Origin of the sequence: Nocardioides phosphati, assembly GCF_014646375.1 — a bacterium.
Lineage (GTDB): Bacteria > Actinomycetota > Actinomycetes > Propionibacteriales > Nocardioidaceae > Nocardioides > Nocardioides phosphati.
Map to the genome: position 1 here is coordinate 812,480 of NZ_BMNI01000001.1, position 16,686 is coordinate 829,165.

The 16,686-nt window shown below is 73.2% G+C and carries 17 protein-coding genes; 5 read left to right on the forward strand and 12 right to left on the reverse strand.

The genetic code is table 11. From position 1 onward, the window contains the following. Positions 1 to 4: 4 nt before the first annotated feature. Positions 5 to 439 carry a holo-ACP synthase AcpS gene (gene acpS, locus IEX47_RS04075; RefSeq protein ID WP_229662608.1) on the forward strand — a complete coding sequence of 145 codons (435 nt, stop codon included), beginning with the start codon at positions 5 to 7 and terminating at the stop codon, positions 437 to 439. Here the strand turns inward: acpS and IEX47_RS04080 are convergent. Continuing rightward, positions 409 to 1,029: a TetR/AcrR family transcriptional regulator gene (locus IEX47_RS04080; RefSeq protein WP_188782665.1), complete on the reverse strand. Its 621-nt coding sequence runs from the start codon at positions 1,027 to 1,029 to the stop codon at positions 409 to 411. The two genes, acpS and IEX47_RS04080, sit on opposite strands and share 31 nt — an antisense overlap. A gap of 55 nt (positions 1,030 to 1,084) precedes the next feature. Here IEX47_RS04080 and IEX47_RS04085 point away from each other — a divergent pair, with 55 nt between their 5' ends. Beyond that, the gene (locus IEX47_RS04085; RefSeq protein WP_188782666.1) at positions 1,085 to 1,894 is read left to right on the forward strand and encodes a class I SAM-dependent methyltransferase; all 810 of its coding nucleotides are present in this window, start codon (positions 1,085 to 1,087) and stop codon (positions 1,892 to 1,894) included. Here IEX47_RS04085 and IEX47_RS04090 read toward each other — a convergent pair whose 3' ends face one another. The 4 genes from IEX47_RS04090 to IEX47_RS04105 form a co-directional block, all read right to left on the reverse strand. Continuing rightward, entirely contained in the window at positions 1,895 to 2,308 is a 414-nt protein-coding gene (locus tag IEX47_RS04090) for a pyridoxamine 5'-phosphate oxidase family protein (RefSeq protein ID WP_188782667.1), read from the reverse strand. A gap of 108 nt (positions 2,309 to 2,416) precedes the next feature. Continuing rightward, the gene (locus IEX47_RS04095; RefSeq protein ID WP_188782668.1) at positions 2,417 to 3,358 is read right to left on the reverse strand and encodes an alpha/beta hydrolase; all 942 of its coding nucleotides are present in this window, start codon (positions 3,356 to 3,358) and stop codon (positions 2,417 to 2,419) included. Continuing rightward, positions 3,355 to 4,728, reverse strand: coding sequence for a sensor histidine kinase (locus IEX47_RS04100; protein WP_229662609.1), 1,374 nt, complete (start codon positions 4,726 to 4,728; stop codon positions 3,355 to 3,357). The genes IEX47_RS04095 and IEX47_RS04100 overlap by 4 nt, the downstream gene beginning before the upstream one ends. Next, positions 4,725 to 5,402: a response regulator transcription factor gene (locus IEX47_RS04105; protein WP_188782669.1), complete on the reverse strand. Its 678-nt coding sequence runs from the start codon at positions 5,400 to 5,402 to the stop codon at positions 4,725 to 4,727. The genes IEX47_RS04100 and IEX47_RS04105 overlap by 4 nt, the downstream gene beginning before the upstream one ends. Positions 5,403 to 5,469: 67 nt before the next feature. Between IEX47_RS04105 and IEX47_RS04110 the strand changes: the two genes are divergently transcribed. Beyond that, positions 5,470 to 6,873, forward strand: coding sequence for a glycosyltransferase family protein (locus tag IEX47_RS04110; RefSeq protein WP_188782670.1), 1,404 nt, complete (start codon positions 5,470 to 5,472; stop codon positions 6,871 to 6,873). A 9-nt stretch (positions 6,874 to 6,882) separates the two neighbouring features. On the opposite strand, the gene IEX47_RS04115 is transcribed toward IEX47_RS04110, so the two are convergent. Further along, complete coding sequence (locus tag IEX47_RS04115) at positions 6,883 to 7,326, reverse strand: ester cyclase (RefSeq protein ID WP_188782671.1); 444 nt, start codon at positions 7,324 to 7,326, stop codon at positions 6,883 to 6,885. Between the two features lie 64 nt (positions 7,327 to 7,390). Between IEX47_RS04115 and IEX47_RS04120 the strand changes: the two genes are divergently transcribed. After that, complete coding sequence (locus tag IEX47_RS04120; RefSeq protein ID WP_188782672.1) at positions 7,391 to 8,026, forward strand: TetR/AcrR family transcriptional regulator; 636 nt, start codon at positions 7,391 to 7,393, stop codon at positions 8,024 to 8,026. A gap of 27 nt (positions 8,027 to 8,053) precedes the next feature. Here IEX47_RS04120 and IEX47_RS04125 read toward each other — a convergent pair whose 3' ends face one another. From IEX47_RS04125 to imuA', 6 genes are all read right to left on the reverse strand, one after another. Continuing rightward, positions 8,054 to 8,260, reverse strand: coding sequence for a PLDc N-terminal domain-containing protein (locus IEX47_RS04125; protein WP_188782673.1), 207 nt, complete (start codon positions 8,258 to 8,260; stop codon positions 8,054 to 8,056). A 42-nt stretch (positions 8,261 to 8,302) separates the two neighbouring features. After that, complete coding sequence (locus IEX47_RS04130) at positions 8,303 to 9,619, reverse strand: HNH endonuclease signature motif containing protein (RefSeq protein ID WP_188782674.1); 1,317 nt, start codon at positions 9,617 to 9,619, stop codon at positions 8,303 to 8,305. Between the two features lie 109 nt (positions 9,620 to 9,728). Next, entirely contained in the window at positions 9,729 to 10,325 is a 597-nt protein-coding gene (locus IEX47_RS04135) for a chorismate mutase (RefSeq protein WP_188782675.1), read from the reverse strand. A 22-nt stretch (positions 10,326 to 10,347) separates the two neighbouring features. Continuing rightward, on the reverse strand, positions 10,348 to 13,737 hold the full coding sequence (locus IEX47_RS04140; protein ID WP_188782676.1) for an error-prone DNA polymerase: 3,390 nt from the start codon (positions 13,735 to 13,737) through the stop codon (positions 10,348 to 10,350). Between the two features lie 14 nt (positions 13,738 to 13,751). After that, positions 13,752 to 15,356 carry a Y-family DNA polymerase gene (locus IEX47_RS04145; protein WP_188782677.1) on the reverse strand — a complete coding sequence of 535 codons (1,605 nt, stop codon included), beginning with the start codon at positions 15,354 to 15,356 and terminating at the stop codon, positions 13,752 to 13,754. Further along, the gene (gene imuA' / locus IEX47_RS04150) at positions 15,353 to 15,976 is read right to left on the reverse strand and encodes a DnaE2-dependent mutagenesis accessory factor ImuA' (protein WP_188782678.1); all 624 of its coding nucleotides are present in this window, start codon (positions 15,974 to 15,976) and stop codon (positions 15,353 to 15,355) included. Before imuA' ends, IEX47_RS04145 begins: the two co-directional genes overlap by 4 nt. Positions 15,977 to 16,087: 111 nt before the next feature. Between imuA' and IEX47_RS04155 the strand changes: the two genes are divergently transcribed. Then, positions 16,088 to 16,675: a TetR/AcrR family transcriptional regulator gene (locus IEX47_RS04155; RefSeq protein ID WP_188782679.1), complete on the forward strand. Its 588-nt coding sequence runs from the start codon at positions 16,088 to 16,090 to the stop codon at positions 16,673 to 16,675. Positions 16,676 to 16,686 lie beyond the last annotated feature (11 nt).

Here is a 16,686-nt window from a genome sequence, read left to right on the forward strand (position 1 = left end):
GGACGTGAACGCGCTGACCCGGGCGCCGGAGGTTCCGGACGGCCTGGCCGTGCACGGGGTGGGCGTGGACCTGGTCCACGTCCCCTCGTTCGCGGACCAGGTCGGCCAGCCCGGCTCGCGGTTCGCCGACGTCTTCAGCCCGGGGGAGCGCGCCGACGTCGCCGCCCGTGGCGGCCACCCGCGGCACCTCGCCGCGCGGTGGGCCGCCCGGGAGGCGCTGGTCAAGGCCTGGTCGGCGCTGCTGTACGGCGAGCCCCCGCTCCTCGGCGACGAGGCGCTCAGGCAGATCGAGGTCGCCTGCGACGCGTGGGGCCGGCCGCGGCTGGTCCTGCGCGGCGCGGTCGCGGCGTACCTGGGGGAGTGCAGGGTCGACCTCTCGCTCTCCCATGACGGCGACTACGCCGTCGCCTACGTGGTGCTCTCGGCCGCCAGCAGGTAGGCCGCGAGCAGCCGCTTCAGCTCGATGACGGCCTCCTCGTGCTCCTGGCCGTCGCGGATCGAGAAGTTGAGCATCGAGTAGGTCACGTGCACGAGCACCTCGGCGATGATCCGCCGGCGGTCGCGCGGCGTGCCCGGCGTCAGTGGCGCCAGCACCCGCGCGACCTCGGCGGCGAGCTCACGCTCGGTGACCGCTGCCGTCGCGCGGGTCGCCGGGGTCGACTGCACGGCGTGCCAGACGGCGCGTCGTGACGGGTCCGTGCGCCAGAGCGTGACCAGGTGCTCGAGCAGTCGGTCGAGCAGGTCCAGCCAGTCGAGCGAGGGGATCTGCGCCGCCAGCGAGGCGACCTCCTCGCGCACCGCCACCGCGTGCACGCGGTCGAGCTCGCAGACGATGACGTACTTGTTGGCGAAGAACTGGTAGAGCGTGCCGATCGGCAGGCCGGCACGGTGCGCGACCTCCTCACAGGTGAACTTCTCGAACCCCACCTCGGTGAGCAGCTCACGTGACACCTGGAGCAGGTGGTCGAACTTCACGTGGCTCCGCTCCTGGGAGGGCCGCCGCCGTGGCTCGAGGATCTCGCTGGTCACGACCCCGAGGTTACCGGTACGTGGCGTTGCGGTGACGAAGGTCTACCGTGGGGGCATGAGCGGTGACACCGCGTTCACGGGTGGCGTCCCGGAGCTCTACGAGCGGCTCCTGGTGCCGATGATCTTCGCCGCGCCCGCGCGCCTGCTCGCCCAGGCCGTGCTGGCCGAGGCCCCGCAGCGCGTGCTCGAGACGGCCGCAGGCACCGGGGTGCTCACGCGGGAGCTGCTCGCGGCACCCGGCCTCGAGGTGGTCGCCACCGACCTCAACCCGCCGATGCTCGCGGCCGCGCAGGCCCGCATGCCCGACGGCGCGTCCGCGACCGTCCGCTGGGAGGTCGCCGACGCGCTGGCGCTGCCCTTCGCTGACAGCGAGTTCGACGTGGTGGCCTGCCAGTTCGGAGCGATGTTCTTCCCCGACAAGGTGCGCGGCTACGCCGAGGCACTGCGCGTGCTGCGCCCGGGCGGGCGCTTCGTCTTCAACGTGTGGGACACCGTCGCCACCAACCCGGTCCCGGGTGTCGTCTCCGACGCCGTCAGCGCGGCCCGGCCGGGGGAGTCGCTCGACTTCATCCGGCGCACCCCGCACGGTTATGCCGATCGGGAGCGGATCACCGCGGAGCTGGTCGAGGCCGGCTTCGCCGAGGTCGAGGTCGGCCTGCACCAGGCTCCGAGCCGTACGACGGCAGCCGAGGCCGCGGTCGCCTTCTGCCAGGGCACCCCGCTGCGCGCGCACATCGAGGCCTCCTCGCTCGACCTCGCCGAGGCGACGGAGCTCGCGCGCGTCGCGGTCGAGGAGCGCTGGGGCGAGGGTCCCTTCGAGGCGCCGATCGGCTGGCTCCAGGTCACCGCCCGCGTCCCGGCGTGATCACGCCGGGACGAGCCGCCGGCCGGTGAGGTCGGTGGTGCGGACCCGCACGTGGAACCTGCGGTCGCCCTCGGCCCACGGATAGGGCCGGTGCTCGTTGTCGTCCGGCAGGTCGGCGTACGCCGGGACCTCGGCCTCGCCGCGGACGACCACGGACCAGCCGGTCTCGTTGGCGGCGTCGAAGTCGTCGATCTCGAAGGCCACCTGGCGCCCGGGAGTCCAGTGCGCGATCGAGCCGTAGGGGCTGGTCGCGATCAGCACGTCCTCGCCGACGACGACGTAGTTGACGGGCAGGGCAGTGGGACCGCGGTCGTCGTCGAAGATGATCCGCCCGACCGTGTATCCCTTCAGGTGCTCGAGGCTCTCCTGGCGGTCCATGTCGCGGATGTGTGCCTTGAACCAGTGCTCGCTCACGGTGGTGCTCCTCTGTCGTCGGTGTCTCCTTCAGGAGACCGCGACGAGGGAGGCGCCGGCAGTGGCGACGGACTCCCCGCGACGTGACCTTCGGCCCGTCCGGCCGGGTCAGCCGGCGGCGCGCTCCGCACAGAACGCGCTGATCGCGTCGACCATCTGGTCCAGCCCCGGCTGCTCGAGCGGGTAGTGGCCGGCGTTCGCGAGCATGACCGTCGTGACCGGCACCTTCGTGATCCGGCGGAGGAACGGCTCGGAGAGCGACAGCGGCGTCCACCTGTCGGCCGCCGGCTGGGTGAGCAGCACGGGGCAGACCGCGAACTCCTCGGGCGTCACCACCGGCCGGTAGTTGAGGAACGACGCCAGGAAGGCGATGGTCGCACTGTTGCCGGCGGACGACTTGTCGGCGTAGCAGGCGTCCTTGGCGGCCTTGTTGTTGACCAGCGTGCGCATCTTGACCGCGAGCCACATCGGGATCCTGAACCGGCGCAGCGGAGTCCGGGTGAGCAGCCCGAGGACGAAGCCGCCGAGCAGGCCCGAGACCGGGTCGAAGCCCGCAGTCATCGCCACCTTGCGCGAGCTCGTGTCGAGGAAGGTCATGCCGACGATGCCCTGCACGTTGCCGTTCACGGCCGCCACGTGGAACGTCTCCATGCCGCCCGCGGAGAGGCCGTAGAGGACGATCGGCCGGCCGTCGCGCTCCTTCTCGACGAGGTCGGAGCCGATCCGGACCCAGTCGTCGTAGGTCACCAGGGCGTCGTCGGCGACCTCCGTGACGCCGTACGTCGGCATGTCGATCGCGACGGTCTCGTAGCCGCGGTCGGCGAGCGGACGGCCCAGGATCAGCGACATCTGGCGCCCGTTGGTGCCGACGCCGTGGAAGAGGATCACCTTCACCGGAGCCGCCGGGTTGCGGTAGGTGTCGAGGTGGATCCGGTGGCCGTCGTGCTGCCACCACTCCTCGGCCGGCTCACGCCCCGGCTTCAGCTGGTACTCCGCCGGGAGGAACTCCTGGATCCGCCGCCACTCCGCCTGCTGTGCGTAGGTCGTCATGGGACGACGATCGCACGCGGCAGCAGCACCGTCACGCGCATCCGCTGGTCGTGCGCGCAGGGCACCCCCGCCGCCACGCCGTACGCCGCGTGGTCGCCGCCGCAGCAGAGGCGCAGCTCGCCGCCGGCCGAGGTGACCAGCTGCTCGACGAGGGAGAGGCCGAGGCCCGAGCCGCGGCGACTGCGTGCCTCGGGGGCGCGGGTGAAGCGGCCGGTCACGCTGCGCAGCAGGTCGGGGGCGAGGCCCTCACCGGCGTCCTCGACCTCGAGCACGACCCACGGGCCGGTGGTGCGCGCGGACAGGCTCACCGGGGCGGAGCCGTGGAGGAGCGCGTTGTCGAGCAGGTTGGTGAGCACCCGGCGCACCTCGTGGTCGGCGAGGCCGGTGGCGAGCGCCGGCTCCGCCACCCTCACGTCGGCGATGCCGTGGTCGGCGGCCGCCTCGCGCGCGAGCGCTGCCACGTCGACCGGTTCCGCGGACCCCGACGGCTCTGCCTGCTCGAGGAGGTCGGCGCCGAGCTGGACCAGCCGGTCGACGTCGGCGCCCAGCTCGTCGAGCGTCCGCTCGTACGCCGCGGCGTCGCGTGGCCGGCTCCGGGCCAGCTGGATGCGGGCCTTGAGAAGGGTGAGCGGGGTGCGGAGCTCGTGGCTGGCGTCCTGGACGAAGCGGCGTTCGCGCTCGAGGGCCTGCTCCTGGGCGCCGAGCATCGCGTTGAGGGTGTGGCCGAGCCGGGTGACCTCGTCGTGCCGGTCGGCTGGCACGTCGAGGCGCAGGCCCTGGCGGCCACGCGCGATCTCGGCCGCCTGGTGGCGGTAGCGCTCGACGGGCCGGAGGGCGGACCGGGCGAGCATGCTGCCCACCGCGGTGGCGAGCGCGAGCGAGACCACCCCGGCGAGCAGCAGCTGGCCGAAGAGCTCGCGCAGGGCCTCGTCGCGGTGCTGCCGGCGGACCGCGACGAGCAGCCACGGCCCGTCGGCGGAGAGTCGCACGGCCCGCACCCGCACCGGCCGGGAGTCGTCCAGCAGGAAGATCGAGCCGACGTCGAGCGTGCGCGAGCCGGTCTGCGGGAGCCGAGAGGGGGCCACGATGGGGGCATCGGAGGCGGCGCCGCCGTGCGCGACCACGCGGCCGTCACGGATCACCTGCCAGTCCGTGCCCGTGGCGGTCGCCCGGGCGGGAGCGCTCACCGTGCCCTGCGGTCCGACCAGGGGCGTGATCGTGGCGACCGCCTTGTGGAGGTCGGTGGCGAGCCCGCGGTCGAGGGCGTAGGCGACGCGCTCGTAGACGAAGCCGCCGGCCAGGCAGAGCAGCACGGCCATCGCCGCCGCGAAGCCGGCGACGAGGCGCACGTGCAGCGGCAGGCGCTTCACGGCAGGTCCACGCGGAAGCCGGCGCCGCGCACCGTCGTGATCGTGTCGGTGCCGAACGGGCGGTCGATCTTGGCCCGGATGCGCGCCAGGTGGACGTCCATGACGTTGCTGGCGATGTCGGTCTCGCCGTCCCACACCCGGTCGAAGAGGTCGAAGCGCGACACCACGCGGCCCGCGTTCGCGACGAGTACCGCCAGGATGTCGAATTCGCGGACCGACAGGTCGATCGGCACCTCGCCCCGGCTGGCGGTCCGGGCCGCCGTGTCGACGACCAGGTCACCGACGGTGAGCACGGGCGGAGCCTCCCGCTGCGAACGGCGGTGGAGCGCCCGCAGCCGGGCCAGCAGCTCGCCCAGGTCGAACGGCTTCGGCAGGTAGTCGTCGGCGCCCGCGTCGAGGCCCTCGATCCGGTCGTCGACCGCACCGCGCGCGGTGAGCAGGAGGACCGGCGTCGTCACGCCGGCGTCGCGGAGCCGGCGGCACACGGTCACGCCCGACATCTGCGGGAGCATCCAGTCGAGGAGCAGTGCGTCGTACGGCAGGCCGCCGGGCAGCGCCCGCTGGTACGCCGCGCGGCCGTCGGCCACGAGCTCGGCCGTCCAGCCCTCTTCGGTGAACGCGTCGACGAGCAGCGGCCCCAGGCGGGGGTCGTCCTCCGCGATCAGGATCTGCATGACTCCACTCTGCCGTGTCGATGGCGGCTTCACGGTCCCGAAAGGTCCGGGAACCTACGGTCCGGGCATGGCTGCCGCCGCCGTACGCCGCGTCGCCGGGCTGGTCGTCCTGGCCGGCGCACTGCGGCTGCCGTTCGTCGGCCGGCCGCTCTCCTCTGACGAGGCCGGCTTCCTCATGCTCGCGCGACAGTGGGGCCACGGCCGCTCGCTCTACGGCGACTACTGGGTCGACCGTCCGCCGCTGCTCGTCCTGCTCTTCCGGGTGGCTGCGTTGGCCGGTGGGGAGATCCCCCTGCGCCTCCTCGGCGCGGGCGCGGTGATGGCGTCGGTCGCGCTCGCGGCCGTGCTCGGTGGCCAGGTCGCCCCACGGCGCAGCGGCCCTGTGATGGCCGCCGCCTCGGCGCTGGTCCTGCTCGACAGCCCGCTCCTCGGTGGCCTCCTGATCGACGGGGAGCTGCTCGCGGTGCCCTTCGTGCTCGCTGGCCTCTGCAGCGTCCTCGACCGGAGGTGGCTGCTCGCCGGCTGCTGCGCGATGGCGGCTGCGCTGGTCAAGCAGAGCCTGCTCGACGTCTTCGCCCTCGCCGCCGCGGTGCTGGTGTGGCGCCTGGTCCGGGGCAGCCGCCGCGTCGCCGTCCGCGACGGACTCGTCTTCGCCGCCGGCGCTCTGGCCACGCTGGGCGTGGTGCTCGCCGTGGCCTGGGCGCACGGCACGACGCCCGCGGGGGTCTGGGACGCCGTCGTCGTCTTCCGTGGCGAGGCCGGCGACGTCATCGCCACCCACGCCTCGCCGGCGACCAGCCACCGTGCGCGGCTGCTGGTCCTGCTCTGGATCGGCAGCGGCGCGCCCGTCCTGCTCGGGGTGACCCTCCTGCGGAAGGTGGGGCGGTCGCCGCACACCGACCTGCCGCTCGGCTGGCTCGCCGGAGCGCTGCTGGGGTGGGAGGCGCTCGGCGTGCTCCTCGGCGGCAGCTACTGGCCCCACTACCTCGTCGGCACCGTGCCCGGCACGGTCTTCGTGCTCGCCCGGGCGCTGGCCGGTGGTGCCTCCGTACGTCGCTACCTCGCCGCGCTCGCCGGCTGTGCGGTCTCGCTCGCGGCGACGTGCACCTACGTCGTGGTCATGGGCGTGCCCCGGCCCGTCGGCGTACCGGAGGTGGAGGGGTGGCTCGCTGCCCACGCGGAGAGGGGCGACACCGGGGTGGTCGCGTGGGGCCACGCCGAGATCCTCGCCAACGTCGGGCTGCGCAGCCCGTACCGCGAGCTGTGGAGCCTGCCGGTGCGGGTGCGCGACCCTCGCCTGCACGAGCTCACGCGCGTGCTGCGCGGCCCGCACCGGCCGACGTGGTTCATCACGCGGGGCCCCGGCCTCGCGTCGTGGGGGATCGACGCCTCGACCGCCCAGCCCGTCCTCGACGCGCGGTACGCCGAGGTCGAGCGGATCGGCATCTGGCGGATCTTCCACCTCGTGTGAGCTGCGGGCTCAGCGGGCGCCGACCGCCGCAGCGAACGCGGCCGGGTCGGGAGCTGCGACCGTGCCGAGCTGGATCCGCACGCCGTACTCGTCGCGGATGCCCCAGTGCTCCGCCAGCCGGTCGCCCTCAGTGCGGTAGATGTGCACCGTCTGCATGACGAACGGCTTCCCCTCCGATCCCGGCCCGTGCATGGCGTCCAGACCCACACCGTGCCCGGTGGCGCGGACGACGACCCGGTCCTCGGTGTCGAAGACGTCCTCGATCTCGTAGCGGAGCTGGAGGACCTCGGTGACGAAGCCGAGGATCATCCGGGCGCCCTCCGGTCCGGGCGGCAGCGGGAAGGGGGAGCCGTGGTCGACGTAGTCAGCCGTCATGACCTCGTCGAGCACTGCCAGGTCCCGGCGGTTCATGGCGTCGAAGACGGCGAGTGCCGCGTCGCGTGCTGCGTTCATGGGGGTAGCCTCCAGACTGGAACTGCATTCTAGTGGAATATCAATCTAGGCAAATGGAGGCGTCATGGGAAGGGCCTACGACAACAGCGGTCGTGCCGTGCGCGCGCAGGCGACGCGCGACCAGATCGTCGACACCGCGCTCGCCCTCCTCCTCGACGGCGGGTACGCCGCGATGACCGTCGCCTCCCTCGCCGCGGCCGCGGGGGTCAGCCCCCAGACCGTCTACAACTCCATCGGCGGCAAGCCCGCCGTCGTTAAGGCGGTCTACGACCGGCTGATGGCCGGCGACGCCGAGGATGTCTCGATGAGCGAGCGCCCCGAGTTCCACGCGCTCTTCTCGGCCACTGACCGCCTGGCCTTCGCCCGCGCGTACGCCGGCTGGTGCCGGGTCCGCGGCAGTCAGGTCGCCCCGCTGCTCGGCGCCCTCCTCGCACACGGCACCGACGCCGCGCTGGTGGACTTCCTGGCCACCATCGAACGTGAGCGCCACGTCGGCGCCACCCATGCGCTCGAGGGCATGCGTGACCGCCTCGGCCTGCCCCCCTCGGTGCGCGGCGCCAAGGGGTTCACGCGGCTCGTCGATGCCGTCTGGGCGCTCAACGCCTCCGACACCTACGACCGGCTGGTCCGGCGTTCGGGGTGGACGCCTGCTGAGTACGAAGAGTGGCTCGCCGGCCAGCTCGCCGTGCTGCTGGTGTGATCGGCTGTTGCTGAAGGCCCGTTGACGTCAGCCCTGCGCGGGACGCCCCAGAACGCACCAGAACGCGCCGCCCACGGCGCTGCCGAGGACGACGATCACCAGCCATGCCGGCTTCGACAGGGCCCGCACGTCGCGCTCGTCGGTGCGGACCAGGTCGACCAGGCACCATGCCCAGAAGGTGAGGGCGACAGTTACGAGCAGTGTGGGCAGGAGCACCGCCGGGGACGCGTTCACGCTTCGAGTCTCCTCCTGGGCCGCTGTCCGCGCCAGCGTCGCTCAGAGCGTGAGGGTGCCGCTGTGGGTGACGAGGACCCGGTGGCCGTGGGGCGTGCGCCACAGGTAGTAGCCGGGCTCGAGCATCGTGTAGCTCCAGCCGCCGAAGGTCTTGTGGCGGTGGTGGTTGCGACAGAGCGCGGCGAGGTTGTCGCTTGAGGTCTGGCCGGGTGGTCCACCGGGGTCGTACGGCGTGATGTGATCGATGTCGGCGCGGTGCGCGGGGCGGGTGCAGTGGGGGAAGACGCAGTGGCCGTCGCGTTCGATGACCTGGCGACGAAGCCGGTCAGGGATCTCGTACCGGTCGGCGCGGAGGGTGGCGGTGGTGTCGATGACCTGCCGGATTGCGAGTCTCAGGTCGGGGCGCGACAGCCATCGGCGCAGGGCGTCGAGGTCGATGAACGAGCGGGTCTTCTCGACCCGGGCGAGGCGCGCTGAGCTCGGCTGCTCTCCGGTGTGTGTTTCGGTGGATGTCTCGGCGAGGGCCGCGGCGAGGTCGTCCGCGGTGACGTGCACCCGGAGCTCCACGCCCGCGCACGCGCCAGGGGCGCGGTTGCCGGTTGCGAGGTCCAGCCCGAGGTCGGCGCGGGCCATCTGGCCGAGGGCCTTCGCGCGGCGTACGTCGAGGGGGTCGGTGTCGCCGTGGGCGCCGAGGTGGGCGGCGCGGCGGGCGATGGCGGCTTCGAAGTCGTCGGCGTCGGTGAGGTCGACGGTCGCGTGGATGTCGGCGAGGCCGGCATGGTCGCGGTCGTCGCGGTGGACGTCGACCTTGCGGGCTTCGGCTGCCGCGGCTGCGCGGGCGTGGGCCTGGTCGGGGTCGAACCGGCTCATCGCTTCGTCGACGAGCCGGTCGATGGTGACCTTGCCGACCTTGTGGGCGACCGGGGCGAGCTGCCGGTCGACGTACGCCGCACCCGTGGGTGGCAGGCAGCGGGTGGCCTGGGCGATCTGGCGGGCGCGCCAGACCTCGAGGGTGCCGGCCTGGGTGCGGGCGTAGATTCGCGGGAGGCGGTGGGCGAGCTCGAGGGCGTCGCCGATGTAGGTGCGCCCGGCGTCGGTGGACCTGCCGAGGACGGCGGCGAACTCGGCGATGCTGAACTCCGCCACCTCCGGGGTGCCTTCGCCGGCGAGCGGGAGGAAGCCCTGCTCCCACGACGCGCATGGGCCGACCCGTGAGCCCTCGGCGTGGAGCGCTGCCCAGGTGGCCGCGGAGGCGAGGGTCTCGGCCTCGGAGTGCTGCACGATCCGGCGGTGCTGCTCGACCCAGCGCAGCAGTGACGACGTGTCGTCGCCGGTGCCGTCGAGAAGAGCCGCTCCCATGCCTCTATTGTGATCGAACATGTGTTCGACGTCAATGGGCGTTCAACATGTTTCCGCAGGTCAGAGGCGGTTCTGTGGACGAAAGCCGGGCCGCTTCGTCAGGGGACGCTCACCCGCCGTGGATGCCCAGCTCCAGCTCGATGAAGGCCCCGATCATCGCCCGGTACGTCGCCTCGACGACCGTCTGCGAGGCACCCGCGACCTCCGCCTGAGCACGCACCTTCGCGACGACCTCCTCCACGCGCGCGGGCGCGCGGACAGCATCGCGAGGCTGCCCACGCTTGAGCTCGCCGGCGCGCGCGACGTACTGCTGGCGCTGCGCCACGAGGTCGATGATCTGGCGGTCCAGTGCATCAACACCTGCGCGCACCTCGTCGAGGGTCGTCACAGCAATTGCCGCCGCCGCCTCGACGGCGAGTGGCTCCAGCGCGAAGTGACTGACGTCGGGGAACGGGTCGTAGAAGTGGTGGAGCAGCGCCTTCCACTCCAGGTACTCCGGCGACGTCCGGAAGCCGTCCTCATGCGCGGTGACCGACTCCCAGCGCACCAGCAGCAGGAACTCGTGCGGCCGCTCGACGCCGCGGCGCAGCTCGAGGTCGACGAACCCGGGCTGGCACGAGATCAGCGGCCGGGCCAGCTCAAACGCTGAGAGAAAGGCGGGCTCGTGCCCCGGGATGACGGGCAGGACGACGTGTTCGAGGATCACCCGCCCGATCGTGCCGCAGCTGTCACCGGAAGTCGCGCGACTTCGGCGAGGCCCGCACGATCAGCTGCTCGCACCTGTCGGCGACGAGGTTGAGCACGCCGTCGGAGGTGTGCTGCAGGATCCCGCGGACGACGAGGGCAGCCGACGTGCGTGCGACACGCCGGTAGCGGGCCCAGGCGCCAGGCGAGACCACGACGTTGAGCAGGCCGGTCTCGTCCTCGAGGTTGAGGAACGTGACGCCGCCGGCGGTGCCGGGGCGCTGGCGGTGGGTGACCAGCCCGGCGACCTCGATCCGCCGCCCGGATTCCACACCTGCCACGTCGGAGATCGCCACCACGCCCCGCGAGGAGAGCCCCGCCCGCAGGTGCCGCAGCGGGTGGTCGCCGGGGGAGAGGCCGGTGGTGGCGAGGTCCTGCACGAGCTGCTCGGCCTCGGTCAGCATCGGCAGCAGCGGCGGCTGGTAGCTCAGCCCGCCCAGGTCGAGCTGGCCCGGGGCGAGCGCAGAGGCCTCACGCGAGGTCCAGAGGTCCTGCCGACGGTGCTCGCTGAACGCCCCCGCCATCGCCAGCGCCTCCAGCTGGGTGGTGGTCAGGTCGACGCGGCGGGCGAGGTCGGCCTGGTCGCGGAACGGCCCGTCGGTCTCGCGCGCGGCGACGATCCGCTCCGCCACCTCCACCCCGAGCTGCGTGACGTTGGCCAGCCCGAGCCGCACGCCCCAGCCGAGGTCGCGGTGGTGCGACGTCGTCGTGTCCGGCGCGTGCCGGTCGAACTCCCCGACCGGCGGCTGCTCGAACGAAAGGCACGACGCCATGCCCCCGTGCCCGTCGTACGACGGAAGGCGCTCGAGCCCCGCGTGCACACCCGACAGGTCGAGGGAGGGGCCGAGCACCGTCACCCCGTGGCGGCGGGCATCGGCGGCGAGCGACTGGGGCGAGTAGAAGCCCATCGGCTGCGCGCGCAGCAGCGAGGCGAGGAAGGCGGCGGGGTAGTGGAGCTTCATCCACGAGCTCGCGTAGACCAGCACCGAGAACGAGATCGAGTGCGACTCGGCGAAGCCGAAGTTGGCGAAGGCCTGGATCTTCTCGTAGATCTCGCTCGCCTTCTCCGCACTGAGCCCGTTGGCCTGCATGCCCGCGAACAACCGCGACTTGAGCGCCTCGATGCGGACGACGCCCCGCTTCGAGCCCATCGCCCGCCGCAGCATGTCGGCGTCCGCGTGGTCGCAGCCGCCGACCGCGACGGCCATCTGCATGAGCTGCTCCTGGAAGAGCGGGATGCCGAGCGTCCGCTCCAGCACCGGCTCCAGCAGGGGGTGGTCGTAGTCCCACGGCTCGCCCTGCCGACGGCGGAGGTAGGGGTGCACCGCGCCGCCCTGGATCGGGCCGGGGCGGATCAGGGCGACCTCGATGACCAGGTCGTAGAAGCAGCGCGGCTTGAGCCGGGGGAGCGTGCCCATCTGGGCGCGGGACTCGACCTGGAAGACGCCGATCGAGTCGGCGCGACAGAGCATGTCGTAGACGCCCTGCTCCTCGCGCGGGAGCGTCTCGATCGTCCACTTCTCGCCGAGGTGCTGCTCCACGAGGTCGAACGAGTACTGCAGGGCAGCCAGCATGCCGAGCCCGAGCATGTCGAACTTCACCAGCCCCATCCACGCGCAGTCGTCCTTGTCCCACTGCAGGACGGTGCGCTTCTCCATGCGCGCCGGCTCGATCGGGCAGACCTCGCCGATCGGACGGTCGGTGAGCACCATGCCGCCGGAGTGGATGCCGAGGTGGCGCGGGAACGTCAGCACCTCGCTCGCCATCGCGACGACCTGCTGCGGGATGCCGGCATCGGGGTCGACGGCGACCGAGCCCCACGAGTCGATCGACTTCGACCACGCGTCCTGCTGGCCCGGTGAGAAGCCGAGCGCCTTGGCCATGTCGCGCACGGCGTTCTTCGGGCGGTAGGTGATCACGTTGGCGACCTGGGCGGCGTTGCGGCGGCCGTACTTGTCGTAGACGTACTGGATGATCTCCTCGCGCCGGTCAGAGTCGAAGTCGACGTCGATGTCGGGCTCCTCGTCGCGCAGGTGCGAGAGGAACCGCTCGAACGGCAGCCCGTAGAAGATCGAGTCGACGCTGGTGATCTCGAGGACGTAGCAGAGCGCGGAGTTGGCCGCGGATCCCCTTCCCTGGCAGAGGATCCCGCGCCGCCGCGCCTCCTGGACGATGTCGTGGACGATCAGGAAGTAGCCCGGGAAGTCCTTCTGCTCGATCACCCCGAGCTCCTTCTCCAGCCGCTCACGCACCTCCTTCCCGTACGCCGGGTAGCGCTTCGCCGCGCCCGCCCAGGCGAGCTCGCGCAGCCGCTCCATCGGCGTCTGGCCGCCGGGCAGGTCGAGCTTCGGCAGACCCGGCTTCGCGGCCCGCAGCGGGAAGGCGAGGTCGTCGGCGATCTCGACCGTGCGCTCGACCGCGCCCGGGTAGCGCCGGAACCGCCGCGCCATCTCGTCGCCGCTGCGCAGGTGGGCCCCGTCGCCACCGGGCAGCCAGCCGTCGAGCTCGTCGAGCGACCTCCGCGCCCGCACGGCGGCCAGCGCCGTGGCCAGTGGGTGGCGCGCGGGCGTGGCGTAGTGGGCGCCGGTCGTCGCGACCGTGGGCAGTCCGAGTCGCGCGGCGACCCGGGCCAGCGCGTCGTTGTGGATCGAGTCGAGTGGTTGGCCGTGGTCGAGCAGCTCGACCGCGACGCCGTCCCGGCCGAAGAGCTCACGGAGCCGGGCCAGTGCGCGCTCGGCGGCCATCTCGCCGGCCAGCAGGTCGGGCGCCGACGTCAGCGCCCGGCGTACGGCACCCTTGCGGCAGGCGGTGAGGGCCACGACGTGCCCCGCGGTCGACAAGGCGAGTGCAGCGAGGTCGTAGACCGGCTTGCCCTTCTCGGCCCCCATCGCCAGGTGCGCGTCGGTGAGGGCGCCCGCGAGCCGGTGGTAGCCGGCCTGGCCGCGGGCGAGCAGGACGAGGTGGTCGCCGACCGGGTCGGCCACGCCCTGCTGGGGAGCGGGCAGGCCGAGGGAGACCTCCACGCCGTAGATCGTGCGTAGCGACGGGTAGGCCTCGGCGGCCTCGGCGAAGCGGACCACGCCGTACATCCCGTCGTGGTCGGTGAGGGCGAGGCCGTGCAGGCCGAGCCGGGCCGCCTCGATGACCAGCTCCTCCGGGGAGGAGGCGCCATCGAGGAAGCTGTAGTGGGAGTGGGTGTGGAGCTCGGCGTAGGGCGTCCTCGAGAGCTGCTGCTCCACGACCGGCGCGCGGAACGGCTGCCGCTTGCGCGAGACCGGCGCCTCGTCACGCCCGTTGGGGGCCGGCTTGGGAGGTCGGCCCGAATGGATCCGCTCCATCTCCTTCCAGGAGATCGGCGGGTTGTTGAAGCCCATGTCAGCCGGCTCGCTCAGTCATAGCGCCCCTCGACGGACCACGGTGCGGGCTCGTCAGCGGAGAGCTGCTCGTAGAGGAGCAGCCAGGCCTGGTCGTGGTCGTCGACCAGCTGGACCCGGTCGACGCGGCGGGTCTCGGAGGGGTCCCACCAACGCTGACGGATCGGCCAGGGACCGGCCCAGGCGGTGACCCGGCGGGGGCCGTCGCCCAGGGCGCCGGGGTCGAGCCAGGCCGGGTCACCGGAGAGCTCGCCACGGGCGCTGATCGTGATCAGTGCGCGGGCGGCGTCGAGGAGGCGGGCAGGCACGGGCTCGTCGTAGACGAGGGTCGGCGCGAGCCCGGGCAGGCTGCCCGGCCACGGCTGGTCGGCCCGGCGTGCGCTCACCGAGGGAGCAGCCTCGCCCCACGGCCGCAGCTGGGCGCGCTCGGCGAGCAGGCGACCGCCCCCGATCGTCGCGGTGAGGACGCCGTCGTGCCCCAGCCGCCCCTGCAGGCGGGTGGCCGTGTGGTGGACCCGGTCGGCCGGGCCGTCGCGCCAGAGCCCGCCGGCATGGGCGGCGGCGTCGTCGAGGGCGAGGGGAGCGACCTCGACGCGGACGACGGCCCGCTCCGGCCCCGAGCCGGAGCCCTGGAGCTGCCACCGGATCCGGTCGACGACCTCGGTCGAGGTGAAGTGGCGTGGGTGGGTCCAGACCTCGTCGCTGTGGGCACGCCCCGTGCTGTCGTCGTCGGTGAAGACGGAGACCTGCACCTGGCTGCAGACCAGCTGGCGGGCGGTGAGGGTGGCGATGAACTCCTCGGCCATCGTGCGGCAGCCGAACGCCACCTGGTCGACCCGCTCGAGCCCCGGCTCGAAGACGACGTGGCGGGTCAGGTCGGGTGGCGCGGCGGCGGGCCGCACGGGCGCCACCTCACGCCCGCGGGCCAGGTCGTGGGCCTGCATGCCCGGCACGCCGAACCGCGCCCGCACCGACGACCCCGGCAGCGCCGCGAAGTCACCGAGCGTGGTCAGCCCGAGCCGCTTCAGCAGCGTCACCAGCTCCGGCCCGGCACCGGGAAGGTCGGCCAGGACGTCGAGGGGGAGAGCGGCCAGGAAGGCGCGCGAGGTGCCCGGCGGGAGGACCCGCAGCGGGGCCGCGGCCGTGGTCGCCTGTGCCGCCAGCTCGGCGGCGTGGATGCCGTCGGCGATGCCGATGCGGACGTCGACCAGCCCCGCGACGCCGCGCACCTGGTCGGCCACCGCCCGTGCGGCCGCCTCCTCGCTGCCGTAGTAGCGGGCAGCGCCGGCGACGTGGACGGCGACCAGCCCGGGGCGGCGGACGTCGAGGCCGGGGACGACCTCGTCGACGGCGCGGACCACCGGCTCGAAGGCGCGCGCGTCGCGCAACGGGTCGTGGGGGAGCAGCGTGATGCCGGGGCAGCGGGCCTGGGCCTCGCGCAGTCGCAGGCCGACCGTCACGCCCTCGGCATCGGCGGCCGCGGAGCGGGCCACGACGCGCCCCTTCTCCATCAGGGCCAGCGCCACGTCGGGGTCGAGCCCGTGCTCGGTGCGGGTGGCCAGGAGTGACCAGTCGGGGCACCAGAGAGCCAGGGCGCGCCTGGTCCCGGGATGCGTCATGAGACATCCAGGTGGTGACGGGTGCGGCGGCCGGTGCGCTGCTGGACCTCGACCGCGAGCCGGCGCTCCAGGAGGCAGCCGTGGCCGGCACCCAGCCCGCGCCAGCCGGCGGGGGAGGCGTGGAGGGTCGCCTGCACCCCGGACCAGGTCGCGGCGGGAGGCTCGGTGAGCAGCAGCGTGCAGCCGCGCTCGCGCAGCCGTGCGGTGAGCCGCGAGGCCTCGGTCGGCGCCAGCCGGACCGGGCGGGCCAGCACCACCGGCACGATCTCGGCGAGCGCGGCGACGACGGTCGCCCACTGCTCGCCCGGCGCCGGGACGAGGAGGGTCCGCTCCAGGTCGAGCCCCATCCGCGCGGCCACCTCGAGCCCCAACCCGGGGAGTCCCACGACCGCGCTCCAGGCCCCCTGCGAGCAGGCCTCGGCGAGCAGCACGAGGGCCAGGGTCAGCGACCCCGTCACGGCGTACGTCGCGCCGGCGCGCAGGCCGGTCGGGAAGGCGGACCGCAGCGGCTCGGGCACCCCGAAGCCCGTCACGTCACCGGGGGCCCCGGCCCCCTCCAGCCGCTGGATCCGGGCGCGCAGGGCCGCCAGGTCGGGGGCCAGGTCGAGGGCTGCGGTCACCCCTCCATGTTCGAACAGATGTTCGAACATGTCAATCGGGCCGTTTCCCCACGGAGGCGGGTGAGGGGCCTCTAGATTTGTCCGGATCCGACGGCTCAGGAGGGGGCTCGCATGGGCGCTGCACGCGCGGGTGACCGCCGGGTCCAGTTGGCGCAGGCTGCCCTCGAGGTGCTCAGCGAGAGCGGCTACGCCAACACCGGTGTGCGCGACATCGCCCAGCGCTCGCAGTACTCCCACGGGGTCCTGCACTACTACTTCAAGGACAAGTCCGCCCTCATCCTCGAGGCGATCCAGCTCTTCAAGACGACGTGCGTCGGCCGCTACGACGCCGCGCTCGAGGAGGCCACCACACCCGATGCCGTGCTCGCCGCGCTCGGCGAGCGGCTCACTCACTCCATCGAGGTCGACGGCAGCGCCCACCGGCTCTGGTACGACGTCCGCACCCAGGGCTGGTTCGGCGTCGTCGACGGTGCCGAGCTGGCCGCGGTCGATGCCCTGCTCGAGGCGATGGTGCTCCGCTTCGTCGACACCTACGCCCGGCTCGCCGGCGTCCGGCTCCGGGTCGAGGGCGCCACGGCGTACGCGCTGGTCGACGGCCTCTTCCAGCGCGCCCTGCAGGACCACTTCCAGGGCGATCCGTACGCCGCGAGCACGCTCGTCGCGCGCCTGCGCGAGGCGCTGCCGCTGCTGCTCTCCTGAGCCGGCCGGTG

What these genes read in the sequence shown, in the direction of transcription:
- IEX47_RS04085 (WP_188782666.1), top strand. Translation starts at nt 1,085, where the DNA reads ATGAGCGGTGACACCGCGTTCACGGGTGGCGTCCCGGAGCTCTACGAG.
- IEX47_RS04095 (WP_188782668.1), bottom strand. Translation starts at nt 3,358, where the DNA reads ATGACGACCTACGCACAGCAGGCGGAGTGGCGGCGGATCCAGGAGTTC.
- IEX47_RS04105 (WP_188782669.1), bottom strand. Translation starts at nt 5,402, where the DNA reads ATGCAGATCCTGATCGCGGAGGACGACCCCCGCCTGGGGCCGCTGCTC.
- IEX47_RS04110 (WP_188782670.1), top strand. Translation starts at nt 5,470, where the DNA reads ATGGCTGCCGCCGCCGTACGCCGCGTCGCCGGGCTGGTCGTCCTGGCC.
- IEX47_RS04115 (WP_188782671.1), bottom strand. Translation starts at nt 7,326, where the DNA reads ATGAACGCAGCACGCGACGCGGCACTCGCCGTCTTCGACGCCATGAAC.
- IEX47_RS04120 (WP_188782672.1), top strand. Translation starts at nt 7,391, where the DNA reads ATGGGAAGGGCCTACGACAACAGCGGTCGTGCCGTGCGCGCGCAGGCG.
- IEX47_RS04130 (WP_188782674.1), bottom strand. Translation starts at nt 9,619, where the DNA reads ATGGGAGCGGCTCTTCTCGACGGCACCGGCGACGACACGTCGTCACTG.
- IEX47_RS04140 (WP_188782676.1), bottom strand. Translation starts at nt 13,737, where the DNA reads ATGGGCTTCAACAACCCGCCGATCTCCTGGAAGGAGATGGAGCGGATC.
- IEX47_RS04145 (WP_188782677.1), bottom strand. Translation starts at nt 15,356, where the DNA reads ATGACGCATCCCGGGACCAGGCGCGCCCTGGCTCTCTGGTGCCCCGAC.
- IEX47_RS04155 (WP_188782679.1), top strand. Translation starts at nt 16,088, where the DNA reads ATGGGCGCTGCACGCGCGGGTGACCGCCGGGTCCAGTTGGCGCAGGCT.